The sequence below is a fragment of the uncultured Thermosynechococcus sp. genome, assembly GCF_937958135.1.
Classification (GTDB): domain Bacteria; phylum Cyanobacteriota; class Cyanobacteriia; order Thermosynechococcales; family Thermosynechococcaceae; genus Thermosynechococcus.
The window spans coordinates 1-17,158 of record NZ_CALGOG010000017.1; the positions used below are offsets into that span (position 1 = coordinate 1).

The 17,158-nt window shown below is 53.8% G+C and carries 20 protein-coding genes; 8 read left to right on the forward strand and 12 right to left on the reverse strand.

Annotation, left to right across the window (positions count from 1 at the left end):
• The 7 genes from Q0711_RS02380 to Q0711_RS02410 all read right to left on the reverse strand — a co-directional run.
• The coding region (locus tag Q0711_RS02380; RefSeq protein ID WP_299041470.1) for a serine/threonine-protein kinase at nt 1-671 on the reverse strand (671 nt) is incomplete at its 3' end.
• Nucleotides 672-764: 93 nt separating this feature from the next.
• Nucleotides 765-1,424, reverse strand: a complete 660-nt coding sequence (locus tag Q0711_RS02385) for a tetratricopeptide repeat protein (RefSeq protein ID WP_299041472.1) — start codon at nt 1,422-1,424, stop codon at nt 765-767.
• Nucleotides 1,425-1,548: 124 nt separating this feature from the next.
• The gene (locus tag Q0711_RS02390; protein ID WP_298615866.1) at nt 1,549-2,031 is read right to left on the reverse strand and encodes a 2Fe-2S iron-sulfur cluster-binding protein; all 483 of its coding nucleotides are present in this window, start codon (nt 2,029-2,031) and stop codon (nt 1,549-1,551) included.
• Between the two features lie 50 nt (nt 2,032-2,081).
• Entirely contained in the window at nt 2,082-2,753 is a 672-nt protein-coding gene (locus Q0711_RS02395; protein WP_298615868.1) for a V4R domain-containing protein, read from the reverse strand.
• 56 nt (nt 2,754-2,809) lie between these two features.
• A complete protein-coding gene (locus Q0711_RS02400) occupies nt 2,810-3,295 on the reverse strand; it encodes a phycobilisome protein (protein WP_298977423.1) in 486 nt (161 codons plus the stop codon).
• A gap of 9 nt (nt 3,296-3,304) precedes the next feature.
• On the reverse strand, nt 3,305-3,880 hold the full coding sequence (locus Q0711_RS02405; RefSeq protein ID WP_298615872.1) for a hypothetical protein: 576 nt from the start codon (nt 3,878-3,880) through the stop codon (nt 3,305-3,307).
• On the reverse strand, nt 3,861-4,598 hold the full coding sequence (locus Q0711_RS02410; protein ID WP_299041473.1) for a V4R domain-containing protein: 738 nt from the start codon (nt 4,596-4,598) through the stop codon (nt 3,861-3,863). Before Q0711_RS02410 ends, Q0711_RS02405 begins: the two co-directional genes overlap by 20 nt.
• Nucleotides 4,599-4,923: 325 nt before the next feature.
• Here Q0711_RS02410 and Q0711_RS02415 point away from each other — a divergent pair, with 325 nt between their 5' ends.
• Both Q0711_RS02415 and larC read left to right on the forward strand, forming a co-directional pair.
• Nucleotides 4,924-5,331, forward strand: a complete 408-nt coding sequence (locus tag Q0711_RS02415; protein ID WP_298615876.1) for a methylated-DNA--[protein]-cysteine S-methyltransferase — start codon at nt 4,924-4,926, stop codon at nt 5,329-5,331.
• A 27-nt stretch (nt 5,332-5,358) separates the two neighbouring features.
• Nucleotides 5,359-6,558 carry a nickel pincer cofactor biosynthesis protein LarC gene (larC, locus tag Q0711_RS02420; RefSeq protein WP_299041477.1) on the forward strand — a complete coding sequence of 400 codons (1,200 nt, stop codon included), beginning with the start codon at nt 5,359-5,361 and terminating at the stop codon, nt 6,556-6,558.
• On the opposite strand, the gene Q0711_RS02425 is transcribed toward larC, so the two are convergent.
• Nucleotides 6,550-6,768, reverse strand: coding sequence for an RNA-binding protein hfq (locus Q0711_RS02425; protein ID WP_298615880.1), 219 nt, complete (start codon nt 6,766-6,768; stop codon nt 6,550-6,552). The two genes, larC and Q0711_RS02425, sit on opposite strands and share 9 nt — an antisense overlap.
• Nucleotides 6,769-6,797: 29 nt before the next feature.
• Between Q0711_RS02425 and dapF the strand changes: the two genes are divergently transcribed.
• The 4 genes from dapF to Q0711_RS02445 are packed head-to-tail and all read left to right on the forward strand — an operon-like array spanning nt 6,798 to nt 10,405.
• The gene (gene dapF / locus Q0711_RS02430) at nt 6,798-7,658 is read left to right on the forward strand and encodes a diaminopimelate epimerase (RefSeq protein WP_298615883.1); all 861 of its coding nucleotides are present in this window, start codon (nt 6,798-6,800) and stop codon (nt 7,656-7,658) included.
• Nucleotides 7,659-7,665: 7 nt separating this feature from the next.
• Nucleotides 7,666-8,568 carry a vWA domain-containing protein gene (locus Q0711_RS02435; RefSeq protein WP_298617315.1) on the forward strand — a complete coding sequence of 301 codons (903 nt, stop codon included), beginning with the start codon at nt 7,666-7,668 and terminating at the stop codon, nt 8,566-8,568.
• Between the two features lie 9 nt (nt 8,569-8,577).
• Nucleotides 8,578-9,297 (forward strand): peptidase, encoded by a 720-nt coding sequence (locus Q0711_RS02440; protein WP_298615889.1) that lies wholly within the window; start codon nt 8,578-8,580, stop codon nt 9,295-9,297.
• Nucleotides 9,290-10,405: a DUF819 family protein gene (locus tag Q0711_RS02445; protein WP_299041481.1), complete on the forward strand. Its 1,116-nt coding sequence runs from the start codon at nt 9,290-9,292 to the stop codon at nt 10,403-10,405. Before Q0711_RS02440 ends, Q0711_RS02445 begins: the two co-directional genes overlap by 8 nt.
• On the opposite strand, the gene Q0711_RS02450 is transcribed toward Q0711_RS02445, so the two are convergent.
• Together Q0711_RS02450 and Q0711_RS02455 are read right to left on the reverse strand one after the other, a co-directional pair.
• Complete coding sequence (locus Q0711_RS02450) at nt 10,397-11,716, reverse strand: class I SAM-dependent methyltransferase (protein WP_298977438.1); 1,320 nt, start codon at nt 11,714-11,716, stop codon at nt 10,397-10,399. The two genes, Q0711_RS02445 and Q0711_RS02450, sit on opposite strands and share 9 nt — an antisense overlap.
• A 99-nt stretch (nt 11,717-11,815) precedes the next feature.
• Entirely contained in the window at nt 11,816-13,072 is a 1,257-nt protein-coding gene (locus tag Q0711_RS02455) for an FAD-dependent hydroxylase (protein WP_299041484.1), read from the reverse strand.
• 102 nt (nt 13,073-13,174) lie between these two features.
• Here Q0711_RS02455 and Q0711_RS02460 point away from each other — a divergent pair, with 102 nt between their 5' ends.
• Nucleotides 13,175-13,777, forward strand: a complete 603-nt coding sequence (locus tag Q0711_RS02460) for a DUF3318 domain-containing protein (RefSeq protein WP_298615900.1) — start codon at nt 13,175-13,177, stop codon at nt 13,775-13,777.
• On the opposite strand, the gene Q0711_RS02465 is transcribed toward Q0711_RS02460, so the two are convergent.
• Both Q0711_RS02465 and trxA read right to left on the reverse strand, forming a co-directional pair.
• Nucleotides 13,774-15,018 (reverse strand): DUF445 family protein, encoded by a 1,245-nt coding sequence (locus Q0711_RS02465; RefSeq protein WP_298615902.1) that lies wholly within the window; start codon nt 15,016-15,018, stop codon nt 13,774-13,776. The genes Q0711_RS02460 and Q0711_RS02465 overlap by 4 nt on opposite strands.
• A gap of 39 nt (nt 15,019-15,057) precedes the next feature.
• The gene (gene trxA, locus Q0711_RS02470; RefSeq protein WP_298615904.1) at nt 15,058-15,372 is read right to left on the reverse strand and encodes a thioredoxin; all 315 of its coding nucleotides are present in this window, start codon (nt 15,370-15,372) and stop codon (nt 15,058-15,060) included.
• Between the two features lie 137 nt (nt 15,373-15,509).
• On the opposite strand from trxA, the gene Q0711_RS02475 reads away from it, so the two are divergent.
• Nucleotides 15,510-17,156 carry an AarF/ABC1/UbiB kinase family protein gene (locus Q0711_RS02475; RefSeq protein ID WP_298977443.1) on the forward strand — a complete coding sequence of 549 codons (1,647 nt, stop codon included), beginning with the start codon at nt 15,510-15,512 and terminating at the stop codon, nt 17,154-17,156.
• The last annotated feature ends 2 nt before the right edge of the window (nt 17,157-17,158 follow it).

Genomic DNA, 17,158 nt, shown 5'->3' on the forward strand with positions numbered 1-17,158 from the left:
AGGTGGGCAGCCATGAGTTCAGCAGGGGTGCCGTGGAAGGGGCGATCGCCAACAATCATCTCGTACAACAAGATTCCCACCGCATAAAGATCCGAAGCGGGCATTGTTTGACCATAGAAACGCTCCGGTGCCATATAGGCAGGGGATCCCGTTTGACCACTGCCTTTGACCTCCTCAATCAGCCGCGCAACGCCAAAATCAGACACCTTTGCCCGCCAACCCGTAGCAGTCACCTCCAGCAGGATATTTTCCGGTTTGAGATCGCAGTGGAGAATGCCGCGATGATGGGCATAGGCCAGGGCCGAAAGAACATCCAATGTGAGGCGCAAGGCGGTGGTCAGGGGTAAAGCCTGTTCCTGTTCTAGGAGCGATCGCAATGTCCCCCCTGCACAATAGTCCATCACCAAACTACGGCTAACTTGGGAGCTATGGCGCAAGCGAATGTAGTCAATCGCCTGACAGCCCACCACATGGGGATGTTGGAGCGTCAGCAGAAAATTCAATTCCCGCAGAAAGCCGCGGGTCAGCAATTGCCGCTCGTTGAGCACCTTGATCGCCACAAGATCACCCGACTCTCGATTGACAGCCAGATACACTTGTCCGTACTGACCTTGACCGGCTAGATCTACCAGCCGGTAACGGGAGATTTGGGCAGCCTGAGCCGTGGCCAACAACCAGCCTCAACCATTAGGAACAACAGTTCTCAGAATAATGCGGGATTTTGCCCCTATCCATGCAGGGTCAGCAGCAAAATGAAGCGTTCTTCAGGAGAAGAGGAGTTCTAGGGGTACCTCGTGATTTTCCGGTTCAATGCTGCCCACATCATGGATGCGCTTGGCCAGATCCCGTGCCCGCTGATAACTGCTAATGTCCCCTTGCTCAAAAAACAGCTTCGCCGCTGTGCGCAGATCTTCCACTGCTCCCTTGCGATCGCCAAGGGTCGAGCGGGCGACACCGCGATTGTGGTAGGCTTTGGCATAGTTCTCATTAATGCGAATGGCCTCGGAGTAGTCGAGAACTGCCGCTTCGGCATCCCCGAGACGCTGGTGGGTCAGTCCCCGATTGTAGTAGGCCTTGGCATGACTGGGGTTCACTTGAATGACTTGGGTATTTTTCTCAATCTGCCGCAGATAATCCAGCACTTCTTCAATTTGTTTTTGCTCTGTGTTGAGAATGCGGGTGTAGTCGTGGAGATGCTGTGTCCCTTGGCTGAGCTGCATCACCTGTTTCTGCACATCCTCAAGGCGATCGCGCATCTGGGCAAGGGTCAGGGTAAGGTTGCCCAACTCTGACTGCTGCTGACCTTGTAGTTTTTTACGATTGACTAGGTTCAAACCCACCGCCAACGAAAGGGGCAAAGGGGCGATCGCTGTCAAAATTGTCTGTTGAGTCGCAGCAGCTGCCACAGACAATACAACGGTCAACCCAGTTGCCCCCCATTCTAGGGGGTGTAGCCCCCTGCGAGATGGCCTGGCATGGGAGTTCAAATGACAGCCTTCCATAAACGGTGCCTCCCTGAGGATAAAAGACGAAAAATGAAGTGGTTGGTTAGGCATCCGACGTATTGGCGAGATATTGCCCCACCTGCACTTGGGTATCTTTCAACTGCATAATCATGGTGCGGGTAATCAGCTTGCCCGCCTCCACCAAGACGCGGCCATCGAGGGGGTGCAAAATATCCTGCTCAGCCCGCCGCCCAATCAAAGACTCAAGATCCTCAACGGCATTGACATACATCCCTGAGGGTAACTCCACCACTACCCCCGGCCCCAGTACCCGTGCCTGGCAAGCCAAGCGAGAGGTGGCATTCGCCGTTGTAATCACCTCAAGGGTACGTTGCTCCCGCTTATTGATAGGCGAGAGACTTTCCATCCCCTCCTTGATATAGACATGGCAGGTGGCACACAGTCCACGCCCGCCACACTCCTTGAGCACATGGAGTTCAGAGTCCAATAGCGCAGACAGCAAATTGTCATTGGTGTTAATCGTGGTTTCCCGCGAGATGGGTTCAAGCTTGACAACTTTGGCCACTGCTCTGTTCTCCTTTCAATGATCCATAGAGAGTTACTTTTGAATCATACTTAAGTGGCCTGAGCGCGACAGAGCCGCTCCATAATCGTGTCATGATCCTGTCCCTCTTGCAGCCAAGCCTTGGCCGGCTCGACCCGCTCCCGCAAGCCCAAGACAAAAAGGTTATTCGCTGCCCCTAGGGTTTCACAGGCCGTTTGGACACACTGGAGATCGCGCCCCGTCAATTGGCTAAAGAAAGATTCTAAAATCCCCGCTTCCGCAGCACATTGGGGCTGACCCGTATTTTTAGGAGCCGCCGCCGCAAAGGGAGAATCCCAGGTTTTCACCACCAAAAAGCCCTGCTGGTAAAAGCCCACATCCAGATCAATGGTGCCCCAGCCGTGGGTTTTCCAACATTCCTTGAGACATTGGAGAAACTCCACCATTTCCATTTCCGCAAGGGGACGGCGATAGTACTCGCTGACCTCTTCCACAAAGCGGCGATAAAAGTTTTTACCCCACCAGCGACCACAGTTAAACAGCACCACCCCGGTGGCCTGCCCTACTTCTTGATCCAGACCTGCATAGATGGCTTGGAGCAAAATATCCGGTAGCGCAATCAGGCGAGCACCTTTGCGGTTTTCAATGAGACCTGTTTCAAAATCCCCCTGAACGTAGGCATCAGCCGCATAGTAATTGCCGGGGATGAGCGGTTCTTTGACCAAATCAGCAACGGAAATCATAGGACATCCTCATTCGTAGGCGTGACAAGTCGTTTCCAGAGATGGAAGACCACGGCTTAGGATTGAACAGAGACCACCGCTGGCACGCCCACAAGGGTGGCTTGGGCATGATCCAAAAGCGGCAAAATCAAGTCCTGCTCGGAGTCAGTGAGCATTTCCTTCAGACGGGCACTGAGAAGCTCGTGGCAACTGCGCCATAGGGTTTGGGTTTGGTGGGCATTAACCACTTCTGTGAGCCACTCAAGGAGCCGATGCTGCAAAAACTCGGGGTTATTCAGGAGCATTGCCATGGCGGCATAGCGCAGCAGGGCGATCGCTTGACGCAATACTTGCTCAAGGGTTTGGGGATTTTGGGTGGGATATTGCTTTTGCAGGGCGTCGGCCACGGGTTGAAAGATTTCAATTTCATGATCTCGCAGAAATTCATAGGTGCTCAACCGCTGCCGCAGTGACTCGATGTGGTGGCGGAAGACTTTGATGTCCACATTGCTGAGGTAGTTTTCTTCAGCTTTGTAGTAAAGGTTCATTAATTCGGTGTGCATAGGGGTCTCCTAAAACAGGTTTGATAAGTCTGAGAGGGTGACTTCGGGTTCTACGGGTATAGGGGGTAGGGGTTCCGCTTTGCTCACTTGAGCAATCGCCGGTTGGCCTGCCCAAGGAAGATGGGCACAGAAATCTTTGACGGATAGGCGCCAGAGGGATAGGCTCGGCTCAAGGGCAATGGCTTGATCCGAACGGCCTTCCCAATTAAGCTGGCGGAAGAAGGTTTCTACAGACCATGCCGCCCATGGGGTAGCAGGGGCAGCAAGCGGAGAAGCTGCAATTTCCTCCTCTGCGGCTGGAGACGGTGGGGGCAAGAGGACGCCGATCCCTTCCCAGTTGATGCGACCAAAGAAGTCTTTGACGCGGTAGCTAGGCCATTCCGTAGAACCGGTGGGGGCGATCGCCCCTTTGACCTCAAGACCAAGCCAGTTGACTTGCTGCCAGAATTCCCCAACTTTCAGGGATTGCCAATTGAGCACCCCCGCTTCCGCTACCGGTGGCTGGCGCACCAAGCCCAACCAGTTCAGTTCCTCAAAAAATTTAGCAACGGCTTGCTGTTCCCAGTTACCGTTTAGGCTTTTCATAGACCAGTTCTCCACTGCGGAGCCGTTTTTCAATATCCTTGGCGGAGGCTCCTTCGTTTTGCCAGAAGGCAGCGGCATCAATACGATCCTGCTTACCGAGAAGGAATTTGCAGTAGGTTTCTCCCATAGCGTAGCACTGGATTTCAATACAACTGAGTTCTTTTTGAATGAGACCACTAAAGAAACCGGCAAAGAGTCCGGCGTAGAGGTGGCACACGGGTCGTCCCACATCCCCTAAAGTGCGCGCCACCACAGAGTCAAAGATGTTGATGAACATAAAACCATGTTTTTGGTCACTGAGATCGACTTCCCAGTTACCCCAGCCTTGGGTGGTGCAGGGCCACCACCAAGCTTCAAGGACGTAGGGGAGCCGCATTTGCCTGATCCCCTGCTCATAGCCATACTCGGTGGGAAACCACTCTTGGAAAAAGCGGGCATCGCGCCGTCCCCATTCCTCGCCAATTCTGTACATGACGACGCTGGCGGCAGATCCTACTTCCTCTTCAAGACCTTCAATAAGGCCAATGATGAAATCTTCGGTCACCAAGAGGTTGCGGGCATTGTTCCAATCGGTGTAGGTACCGCGATCGCTCTCGAATTGAAAGAAGTCCCAAAAAGCATAGTGATGGTGGCGTTTCGGGTATTTTTTGCGGAGGAGATGGTTCACACCGTAGCGATCGCCGGTGGCGGCTTGGGGTCGGGCACTAGTCATGGTCATAGGGCGACTCCATCAAGTAGCATCAAGGATGTCGGCAAAGACAATTTGAACCTCAAAAAAGCATAGGAGTGTATCGTTTAGAAAAAATGAATTGCATAAAAAAACAGGTGAGAACTGAACTTTTTGCCGCCACAGTATCACTGCTTAAATCATGACGCATCTTCCTCCAAGGCGGCAAAGATTCTTAACCGAATTTAGTAATTCTGTTACTACCCTTAACCTTAAGTCTAAGGTTTCTCCTAGGGGGTTACCCTTGAAACTTTTTCCGTGGAAATACGGATTTCTGCGGCTGGATGTAGTCTAAAATGCAAAAATTTACTTTCCTATGACGCAGGCAACTCAAACACTCACGTTTCAACAAAAAATTTATTGGCTGGTGAAGCAAATTCCCGTAGGACGTGTCGCCACCTATGGCCAAATTGCTGCCCTTTGTGGTTGGCCGCGTCATGCGCGCTACGTGGGCTATGCTCTCTATCAAGTAGCACCGAATTCTGACATTCCTTGGCATCGGGTGGTCAATGCCCAAGGCAAAATTTCCTACGCCCCCCAACGCCATGGGACGGATGAATTGCAGCGCTGGCGCCTAGAAACAGAGGGGATTATTTTTGAGGGGGGCGATCGCATTAACCTGAGGCGCTACCGGTGGCAGCCGTCAGCAACCCTCTGGCAACTGTTATCTCCTCAAGAGGAAATCACGGGAACCAGTATTGTGAGTCCGCGCTTGTTACCATAACTCTTATTGCTGCGCCTGTAATCCGCTATGACTGTTGCCTATTTTGACTGCCCCGCCGGTGTAGCCGGAGATATGTGCCTTGGGGCCTTACTTGACCTAGGGGTTCCCTTAGACTATTTACAAAGCCAATTGGCAAAATTAGGGATTGCCGATGAGTTTGAGTTGACCATGGAAACGGTGCAACGCAAGGGACAACGGGGACTAAAGGCGGAGGTGCATCTGCGCGATCGCCCCTCCTCCCACCATCGCCACTGGCCAGAGATTGCCGACCAAATTCGCGCCGCCCACCTCCCCGATCGTGCCCGCGACTGGAGCCTCAAAGTTTTTGAAGCCTTGGCCATTGCTGAGGGAGCTGTGCACGGCATTGAGCCAGAAAAAGTGCATTTCCATGAAGTGGGAGCCGTGGATGCCCTTGTGGATATTGTCGGCACCTGTTTGGGGTTGGATTATCTCGATGTTAGCTCCATTTACTGCTCGGCTCTGCCCACTGGGGGCGGAACAGTCAAAACCGCCCATGGTCAGCTACCGGTTCCCGTCCCCGCCGTCTTGCAACTGTGCCAAATGTACCGAGTTCCCCTCTACAGCAACGGCATTGCAAAAGAACTGGTCACGCCCACAGGAGCCGCCCTGGTCTGTGCCCTGAGTAAAGAATTTGGAGCGCCGCCGGCAATGACCCTACAGCGGGTTGGCTTGGGTGCCGGCAGCCAAGAGCTGCCCCTGCCAAACTTGCTGCGTCTTTGGTTGGGAACGCTGCCGAACTCAGCAGAAACAACAACAGCAAAAACGATTGTCGAATTACAAACTCAACTGGATGATATGACGCCCCAAGCCCTCAGCTATACCCTCGAACAACTCTATGCCGTTGGTGCCGTTGAGGTTTTTTATCAACCCATTACGATGAAAAAGTCCCGCTTGGGGGTTTTGCTCACGGTGCTGTGTCCCCCCAGTGCTGAGGCCGCCTGTGTACAGACCCTCTTTCGGGAAACAACCACACTGGGGCTACGGCGGCAGGTGCAAGAGCGCTATATCCTTGAGCGGGAAATCAAAACCATTGCCACGCCGTTTGGCAAGGTGCGGGTGAAAGTGGCTGCACACCAAGGGCAGCGGCTCAATGTCCAGCCCGAATACGAAGACTGTGCCGCCCTTGCCCGTCAGCACCAGTGTCCCTGGCAGGTGGTCTATCAGGAAGCCCTAGCAGCAGCGCAGCAGCAGTGGCCCCTAGGCTAGCTTGGGTTTAATAAAGACAATGGCCTGCTTCCAAATAATCGTGGGTTGATCATAGTGATCCACAACACAAAGACAATTGGCATCTTGCCAGCGTACTTTACCAATGACCAGATCACTAGTGCTGAGCTTGACTTCAACCTCGGTGCTATCTTTAATGAAGGTTTGCAACTGGCGAATGCTAGGCAGTGCCGTATTGAATTCGTCGGTCATGGATTTCCCTCTTGTACCTTTTCAATTCTATGCGCCTCTCTTTTCAGAAGTATCAAGGGTTAGGGAACGATTTCCTGCTCATTGACAATCGCCATCAGGAAGAGTTACTCCTCACTCCTGAGGATGCTCAGCGCTGGTGCGATCGCCACTTTGGCGTGGGTGCCGATGGCGTCATTTTTTTGCTGGCGGGCACAGGGGATACCGACTACCGCATGCGGATGTACAATGCCGATGGCTCAGTGGCCGAAATGTGCGGCAATGGCATCCGCTGTCTGGCCAAGTTTATTTTTGCCCTTGAGGGACGCGCCCGCGGGGAAGTTGTGCGCTATCGTATTGACACCCTTGCCGGTTTGATGGTGCCAGAGGTACAAGCGGATGGTCAGGTAAGGGTGGATATGGGCAAACCGCAGCTTTTGGCGCAGCAGATTCCCACCACCCTGGCAGCCGCCGATCAAAAGGTGATTGAGGTGCCCCTAACGGTGGGCGATCGCCAGTGGTTGGTGACGTGTGTGAGTATGGGCAACCCCCACTGTGTCACGTTTGTTGAAGATGTTGCTGCGGTTGATCTGCCAACGATTGGGCCGCAGTTTGAACATCATCCCGCTTTTCCCCAGCGCACCAATACTGAATTTGTGCAAGTTTTGGGGAGCGATCGCCTGCGGATGCGCGTCTGGGAGCGGGGAGCCGGTATGACTCTCGCCTGTGGAACAGGTGCCTGTGCCACCCTTGTCGCCGCTGTTTTGACTAATCGCCTGAGTCCTGCAGGGAATCAAGCCCAAGCAACCATTGAACTGCCGGGGGGGGATCTCCATATCTGCTGGGATTTGCCTAGCCAACATCTGTATATGACCGGGCCTGCCCTCGCAGTCTTTAGCGGTACCTTGCCCTAGGTGAGCTATGACCCGTCGGCGACAACTGTGGTATTATCCTCTTTTTCAGATTCCCCTCATTCTCTTTATTGGCTGTGTCCTACTGGCGCTGCTGTTCTCGCTGTTGAATTGGGGACGCCCCAGTGTCGCCGTTGTTCTCTCCCTTGATCTCAGCGGCAGTACGTTTGGCAATAACCCATTGCAATTTAATCAACCGCAAACGGTAATGGCGCAACAGGTCATGGCGGCTAAGCTCTACTTGCAGCGCAATCAACGGGATCTCACCAACCCCAACGCAGTCATGATCCACGGCTTTGGCCGCAATGTCGTGTTTCTCACGCCCCGCTTTGAAACCAATAGTGAGCTCCTGCTCACCCAACTGGATCAAGCCCTTAATCGCAGTGACTTGCTCGCCCAAGTGGATCCCACGGAAACCAATCTTTCAGGGGCGATCGCCATGGCCACCCAACAACTTCAGCAAATTCCCAATCGCTGCCGCGAACTGCTCCTCATTACCGATGGTAAAGCCCCAGTAGATGCCGGTGTGGTTGCCAGTGCCCGCCAACAACGAGTAAAAATCAATGCCATTGTGGTCGGTGATCATGCTCCCCAACTGGCTGCCGCTACTCAAGCCACCGGTGGGCAATACCGCTCTGCCCCCGTAGCCATTCTCGAAGAACTGGTGGGTCAAACCTTTTTTGAGGGCTTCAACAGCAATGCCCGCTGGCCAATCTTTTGGGGTGGCATGGCTGTCATATGTTTCATGTGGCTCCTGGTGCTGCCCCTAGATCGCTGGATTTTACAGGGGTGGTTACATCTGCCCATGAATTTGGCAGGTCAAATAGCCTTGCTCAATGCCTTTTTCTGGACAGTGGCAATCCCTATCATTCTCTGGCGATTTCCGGGCTGGCCTTTTGTACCAACCTGTTGAGGAGCAAGCATGAAGCGTAGGTGGTGGGTCTGGGTGTGCGTTGTTGCCTTGGGACTAATACTGGGGGGTACTCAAGGGAATTGGGAGTCCTTGGCAATCACAGCAAACCTCACGCGCCAGAATATCCAACTGCCACCGGCAGTGCGCTATCCGCTGCCCCCTTCCTTGGCTCAGATTCCCGCCACAGGGGAGGATTATTTTGATGAAGTTCAACCCGTAGAGGTGGGCTATTTACTCTGGAGCGAGTTCCCGATCACTGTTGCCATTGAACCGCCACAGTGGGATCCAAACCATGTCTGGCAAAGAGCAGCAGAGCAGGCGGTACGAGAGTGGGCGGCCTATTTACCCTTAGAAATTGTTGATTCCAGTTTGCCGGCCAATATCCGTCTCCTCTCGCAGCGACCCACGGCGCAAAACCACCACCGTGCCCGCTTTGCGGAAACCAGCTACCACCTCTTTGTAGATGCCCAAGGGGTGCTGCGCCATCGCTGCCGCATCGTGGTGCGTCCCAGCCAAGCTCCTAAGTTTGTCCTTGCGGCACTGCGCCATGAACTGGGTCATGCCCTTGGGATTTGGGGACATAGCCCTTTGCCGACCGATGCCCTCTATTTTGCCCAAGTGGCCGATCCGCCGCCAATTTCGCAGCGAGACGTGAATACCCTGCGGCGGGTCTATGAGCAGCCGACCCGCTTGGGACAGCGCTTACCGGAGTGGCAGCCCCATGGATGAGTCTTTGCCCCTGTGGGGCATCCTATTGACGCTGACGGCGCTGGGACTGTGGCTAGAGCATCGCTTTCGCTGGGCGGCACACTTGGGATCTTCACTGATCATTTTGATTTTGACGGCTATTTGTGCCAATTTGGGTGTTATTCCCCAGCAATCCCCAGTTTATGACATAATCCACGAGACGCTCACCGCCTTGGCGATCGTCTGGCTTCTGCTGTTAGTGAATTTACAAGATGTGTGGCGCGTGGGGCGATCGGCGCTGTTGGCCTTTGGCATTGCCAGCTTTGGAACCTTGGTGGGCGCTCTTCTTGCGGGCGTGCTGTTCCACAGTCAGTTTCTTGGGGATACCCCCCGCTTGGCGGGAAGTTTGGCGGCCAGTTATATTGGCGGTAGCATCAACTTTGTGGGTGTCGGGCAGGCTCTCAACCTGCCGGGCTTGCTTTTTAGTGCGGCCACAGCAGCGGATAATCTCCTCACGGCCATTTGGCTGGCCACCACACTGAGTCTGCCCTCACTGCTAGGGCGTGTTTATCCACAACGGGGCGAGGGGGAAGCAGTTACAGCTATACCTCTGCCCACCACTTCAGCGATCGCGCCTTTGGATTTAGCCATTCTCCTCAGCTTGGCCGTAGCTATCTTGGTACTGTCAAGGGCGCTGCATCAACTTTGGCCGTTGATTCCCCCGCTGGTCTGGCTTACCACCCTCAGCTTGGCGTTAGCGCAATTTAAGTGGACGCGCTATCTGCGGGGCACGGGCGCTTTGGGAATGTTTGGCCTGAATCTTTTTTTTACGGTGATTGGTGCCGGTACCCATGTGCCCTCCTTGATGTCGGTGGGGCTGGAAATGATTCTTTTTACCACCGTCATCGTTTTTACCCACGGTCTTGTGACATTTAGTCTGGGGGCACTCTTGAAGTTGGATGTGGAACTGGTTGCCCTTGCTTCCCAAGCAGCCGTCGGCGGATCAACTACAGCCCTTGCCCAGGCAATCGGTCGGCATCAGCCCCAGTTAATGGGGGTAGGGGTCACCTTGGGACTAGTGGGCTACGCGATCGCCAACTATCTGGGACTGGCGCTTGCCCAAGCTCTTAGCTGGATTGGCCTAGGGTAGGCTGACTAGGACGAACAAACTTACTTCCAAGCGAGTCAACAGGGTCTGCAGGTGTTGCCGTGCCACCCTTGGTTCAATAGGTTCAAGCGTGAGAGGGTCGAGGGGGGCCAAGCGTTGATAGCGATCGCACAACGCTGGAAAGGCCAAGGGCTGATCAAATAGGGACAGCAGTGTCCCCAGCCCAAGCGAATCCACATAGGTGGGTGCCGGGCTAGAGAAGGACATAAATGTGCCGAAATCCACAATCAAGCGGTCATTCAGGTACTCCAGCCATTTTTCCTTGATGGTTTCCGTCCGCAGCTGCGGATGCAGATAAACCGTACTTTGATCCCACTGCTCCTCAGACCATTCTCCTAAGTCGGGTACGGTGGCACGGGGCTGCGGACTACACCAAAAATCCAAGAGGCGATGCACTGGATGCAGCAGCTCATACATCTCCAACTGCACCGACTGCGGCACATCGGGTAAGCTCAGCGCCAAAAAGGTGGGCAGATTGTCTGGGTCTTTGAAGAGATCCACCAGATTCCAGTGGCGCCAGTTAACCATGGAAATAAATTCCAGACCGGCTGCTTCTAGGTATTGAAAGAGTTGGGGAATCGTGCTGCCTTTGTCTCCCACCAGTAAATGGTTAGCTAGGAGGGTTTCGTTGCTCTCCTCCTGTTCGTAGCGGGGGTTCCAGGCGCGGGCTTTGAGATCCACCCCATCCTTGAGTTCTTTCATAATCTCGCGGACGATATCCATTTCCATTTCTTCGGGATTGTCGTCCATCAAGCCCATCAACTTAAAGAGATTTTGGGCCCGAAAGTATGGGAAGCGTTGCAGGGCACTGTGGAGATTGGCTCGCAGAATGCCATCGGGTTTGAGCACACTCTTAAGGGCCTGAAGACCTTCCACGGGATCCGGCAATAGATACAACACTTCATCGCAATTGATGTAGTCAAACTGCTCCCCCCAGTCGGGCAACTCTAAAATAGAGCGAACTTCAAAGTAAACGTTGTCAATGCCGTGAAACTTTAAGCGCTCAGTTGCCAATTTAATGGATTCAGGGGACAGGTCAATACCGACAATTTCCGCGCCGGGGTTGGCGATCGCTAGCACCAATGACTTGTAGCCGGTGCCACAACCGGCATCGAGAATCCGCCTTCCCCTCGTTTCAGGAACGCGATGGTCGCGCCGATAAAAGGCCGTAACTAAATCGTGGACAAAAAGAGTATTGGCGTCTTCCTTGGGAGTCTTCTCAACGGGAATCCGTGGATAGGGGCCATAGTCAAACTGGCGGCGAATTTTCTCCAGATCATCGGTAGCAGCCATTCCTCTCTCCCAAGCGCTTATTTCTTTGTCAAGTTGATACTACAGGATAATGACGCTGGCGATAATTACCTAGAAAGTTTTAACGCGCTCTGGGGAGTTTCAATCGCTCGGCAAAGGCAGGAGGAGACCGGCCATAAACCGCAGTACCAGACGCTTGAGCGGCAAAACAGTGCGCAATAGCCACAGCCCCCAGCGTCGCACCACCACCAAAGGCCACCATGCATTAGAAAAGAGCCGATTAAGCATATCGGTGAACCCAAGGGTCAAGGCATTTTGCCACCAGCGTTGGCGGTGAAATTGCATCAAGGAAGAGCGATCGCCCAGTCTCTCAGAAGGAGTGGCGAGAATCTGTTGCGCCAGTGCCCAGACATCCCGCAGACCCAAGTTTAGCCCCTGCCCTCCCACCGGATGACAGCGGTGAGCCGCATCACCAATGACAACAAAGCGATCGCCCACATAGGAATTGACCTGCATCAGTTGCGTCGGGAAAATAAAGCGATCGCTCACAGCGGTAATCTCGGCCATCTGCGGGTCAAGATAGGGCTGAAGTTTCGCTACAAAGGCACGATCGTCGAGGGCGGCAACCGCTTCCGCCTGTTCGTGGGGTAGCGTCCAAACCACCCGATAGCGATTCCCCACCAGGGGCAGCACTCCCATTGGCCCTGTGGGCCAAAAGCGTTCATAGGCAATTACAGGTTGGGGATGGGCAACATGGAGGGTAGCAACCACACAGGACTGGCGATATTTCCATCCCTTGGGTTCAATGCCCATTTGCTGCCGCAGGGGGGACTTGCCACCCTCTGCCGCAACCACTAAACGCGCTGCCAAGTAAGCCACCTTGGGTTTGGCAGGGTCACCAGAGATCAGGGTCAACTCAGCGCGATCGCCCTTCACCTCATTAGTAACCACTCGCCACGGGCAGTAGAGTGTGACATTCCTGGCAGACTGTAAAATGCCCTGGAGGGTCTCGGCAATTACCGCATGTTCACCTACATAACCCACGGCCTCTGTGCCCAAATCTTCTGGATGAAAGTAAACCCGCAAGGGATACTCCCCATCGGAGAGTTGCACCAGCTCAAAGGGCTGCACCTGGGGTAGCAGCTTATCCCACACCCCTATCCACTCAAAGAAGTAACGGGACACTTGGTGCAGGGCATAAGCTTGGCCTTTCGTGTTTTCCCGCGCGTAGGGAGTTGCCTCAATGAGGGCGATCGCTAGACCGCTGTGGCGCAGAGCACAGGCCAAACTCAAACCCACAATCCCTGCCCCCACAATGGCCACATCCACCGCTGGCAATTCTTGAGGGGAACAGACCAACGCCTGGTCTGAAGGGGCAAAGGCCGAGGTCATCACCATTTTGATTTGGAAACAAAAAACATTTGCTTTTTTATTCTAAAGAATCCAGCGGATTGCAGGAAAGGTAGCCTAATGGCAGACTAAGGGCAGAGCATTGATTGCATGGCTATTGCTATGAACCCAGAGGCTGAGATTCATCGTCTGCTTGATCTAATGCCGGCGTCGGCACGGATGCGCTGTAAACTGATTTCCCGTCCGCACCAAAGTCAGGTGCTGCGCTATCAGCCTGCTCTTCCCTGGGGCGATCGCCCGATTGAAATTAACTTTCGTCTGTGGCAGCATCTCGATACCCCAGAGCGCGATCTGTTACTGCTGCGGGCAGTGGCGTGGTTTAACACCACCGCTTTGCTCAAACTTGACCTCTACCAAGGACTCACGGTGGTAGGCTTGCTAGGTACAGTTTTGCAAGTTGTCCAAGCAGACCCCGTAGGCATTTTGGTGGCGGGGGGGCTAACCACCTTTGCCGGGCTTCAAGTATGGCAAAATACGCGGGGCATTCCCGTGGAAGTGGCAGCGGATCGCCAAGCCCTGCAATTGGCTCAACGGCGCGGCTACAGTGAACAAGAGGCTGCCAAAGCCCTCCTTTCAGGCATTGCTCAGGTGGCAGAGTTGGAGCGCCGTCCTGTCCTCGATGTCACCGAACTGATTCGCTGCCAAAACCTGCGCCAGTTGGCGGGTGAGTCTGAGGTTAAAGTCCCGGTTTAGGGCGCTTGCAGACTTTGCCAGTACAAAAAGGCCGCCTGCAGAAGACCAATTAAAAAACCAAGAATGCCCCCCAAGCGGACAATGGCTTGCAACTCACTGCGGACAATCCCCTGAATCGCCAGTTCCAGATTTTCTGGCGAGGTGGCCTTGACCCGATCCACAATTACCCGATCCAAATCCAAAATGGGGATGGCACGCTCAATGATTACCTCCATATCCCGTTCAAGATAGCGATCGAGCACCAGGGCCAACTCATCGCTGACCACTTCCAAGGAAGCATTCAGACTCGCTGAATCCCGCAGTCGCCGCAAAATACTGAGGGAAATGGTTTCCCACTCCACTGTTTGACTGATAGTTTCAATGACACTAAAGCCCTGTTCTTGAATATAACTGCGCACCGTCTGCCGAAATAGTTGCCGTAGCTCCCGCACCGTACCGAGGGGCAAACTTTGCAGGGTGATATTTTGCAAGGCTTCCACCAAGCGTTGCCGCAGTGCCAATGCCGTAATTAATTCACTAAGACGACGGTTACAGGCTTCGCGTTCATTGAGACAATACTCCCGCAGACGAATCAAAGTACTGCGCACACCCACAAGATGAGCCACTATCCAGTAGGTGCCGCTGGTGTTTTCGCGCAGTTCTTGATCGAGGACATTAATCGTGCGATCGGTGAGAAAGTCAATGATCGCCAGTCGCAGGCGATCGGGGGGCAACATGACCGACAGTAGCCAATCCGCTAGTTTCTCCGCCTGCTCATCATTCAGTTGCAGCTCCACCAACACCTGATCAAATAGGTGATTGAGTTGTGGCTCCAAAAAATCTTCCCGCCGCGACCACACTTTAATTAAACGGGGCAGGGCACTGCCAAAAAAATCCCGCAAAATATTTGCCAAAACTTGCGCCGATCGCTGTTCACCTTGAGCCTGAATTTGGCTGAGGCTTGTTTGGAGGAGCCAATGGATGACCGCCTTCACCCGTTCCACTTGCAACAGACGCCGCGCTAAGCTTTGCAATTCCTCTGGCGTCAGCAGAGAACCCAGAATGGCATCAGCAATGCGACGAGCCAGCCGCTCTTGATTGCGGGGAATGAGACCGGGGGTAAAGGGGAGTTGCCTGCCCCCTACATAAATTGGCCTGTAGGGGCGAAAGAGCATTGTAATCGCCAAATCATTTGTAAAATAGCCGATGACGCCCCCTGCCAGCGGTGGTACAAGCAATGTCCAATAGTCAATATTGGCCAATCCTGATTGATTCCTTAAACACTTTTCTTTTGAAGAATTTTACAGGCGGCGAATCGCCTCAATCAGAACTTCCGGTGGCTGAACCCCCTCCCAGCGCTGAACTTCACGGCCACGATGGAAGAGGATCAAAGTGGGCAGGGCACGCACGCGGTACTGACTTGACAGCTGAGGATAGCGCTCAGAGTCAATTTTGACGACCTCAACGCCCGATTTCAAGACTTGTTTAACTTGCTCCAAAATCGGTGCCATCATGCGGCACGGACCACACCAGTCAGCATAAAAGTCAACGAGGAGGGGCTTATCTGTAGTGGCGAGGAGCTCGCTGAAGCTACTAAATTGACGTGTCGTCGCCATAGGAAATTCCGATCATGATTCTATCCTTATCATAGACACGGCAAAGGGAATGGGGGAGAGGAAGGCAGAACAAGTCTAAAGGCTCAGGAAAAAGGGGGTATTGTTGAGGTTGGGCACTTTGTTGTGATTGCTGCTGAATGCGGGTTCCGGCCTCTACCTCTCGTCCAAGTCGCTGGCTAGTGTTGCGCCGGGTCAGCCAAATTGTGGGGGTGCTGGTGCGTTTTGGCAGCCAACTGTTGTGGGACTATGCTTGGCGGCGGGGGAGCAATCGCACCCAAGCGCAACGCGCCCGCTGGCTGGTGCAGCAATTACTCGTTTTAGGGCCAACATTTATTAAGATTGGTCAATTTCTTTCTACGCGGTTTGATCTATTGCCTCCGGCCTACATTGAGGCCCTCAAGAAACTACAGGATCAGGTGCCTCCCTTTGACTCGCAGCTGGCGATCGCCCTCATTGAGCAGCACCTAGGGCAATCCATTACGGATCTCTACGCCACCTTTGATCCTCATCCCCTTGCCGCGGCCAGTTTGGGTCAAGTCCACCGAGCAAAGCTCTACAGTGGTGAGGATGTGGTTGTCAAGGTGCAGCGTCCCCATCTAGAGGCACAGTTGTATCTGGACTATGTTGCCATTGGTGAACTCATTCGCTGGGGCGATCGCTGGCTCCCCTTCCTACGTCCCTATGCCCTTCAAGAGATCTATGAAGAGTTTTTCAGCATTCTGCTACGGGAAATTGATTACGTTCAGGAGGGGCAAAATGCCGATCGCTTTCGGGCCAACTTTGCCCAAGACCCCCATATTCGCGTCCCCAAAATTTATTGGACACACACCTGCCGCTATGTCCTGACGTTAGAGTATCTCCCCGGCATTCGCATTGACAATCGTGTCGCCCTGGAAGCCTTTGGTTTGAACCCCCAAGTCATCAACCAGCGGGGGATTTGCTGTTATCTGAAGCAGCTACTGATTGATGGCTTTTTCCACGCTGACCCCCATCCGGGGAACTTGGCAGTTACCAAGGAGGGCGATCTCATTTTCTATGACTACGGCATGATGACGGAAGTCCCTACCCTCAATCGGCAGCAGATGGTGCAAACATTTTTTGCCGTTCTGCAAAAGGATAGCGATCGCGTGATTGCTACCTTGATGGAATTGGGGCTGTTGATGCCAGTCACTGACAGAGTGCCCCTACAACGGATTATGCAATTGATTCTGGATCGATTTACCGAACGGCCTGTGGATTTAAGCGCCTTTAGGGAATTGCAACAGGAGGTCTATGCCCTTTTTGAGCAGCACCCCTTTCGCCTGCCTGCAAAGATGACCTATATTCTCAAGGCACTGACCACCCTCGATGGCATTGCCCGCAGTCTAGACCCTGCGTACAACCTCAGTGCAGCAGCCCAACCCTTTGTCAGGCAGTTGATGAGACATTCACGGGGAAGCTGGCGAGACCTGATTCAGCAAACCCAGACCCTGATCGGCCAACGGCTACAGCAGCCCAGTCGGGTGGAAGTGCGGCTGCAACAGTTAGAGAATCGTTTGGCTTGTGGTGAGCTGCAACTGTCGGTGCGCAATCCCACAATGGAGCGGCAACTGCGGCGGATTGAGAGTTTGTTGGTCTGTTTGGTGTATCTGGGATTGGCTGGTTTTACCCTTTTGGCGGGGGCAATGTTGTGGTCAGCCAAAGCCCTAGGGGGGGCGATCGCTCTGTTTACATTGGCAGCACTGGCAAGTTTGGCTTTCCTGCGCAGCTGGCTTCGCTTCCTTTGGCTCTGCCGCTGGCAATAGGC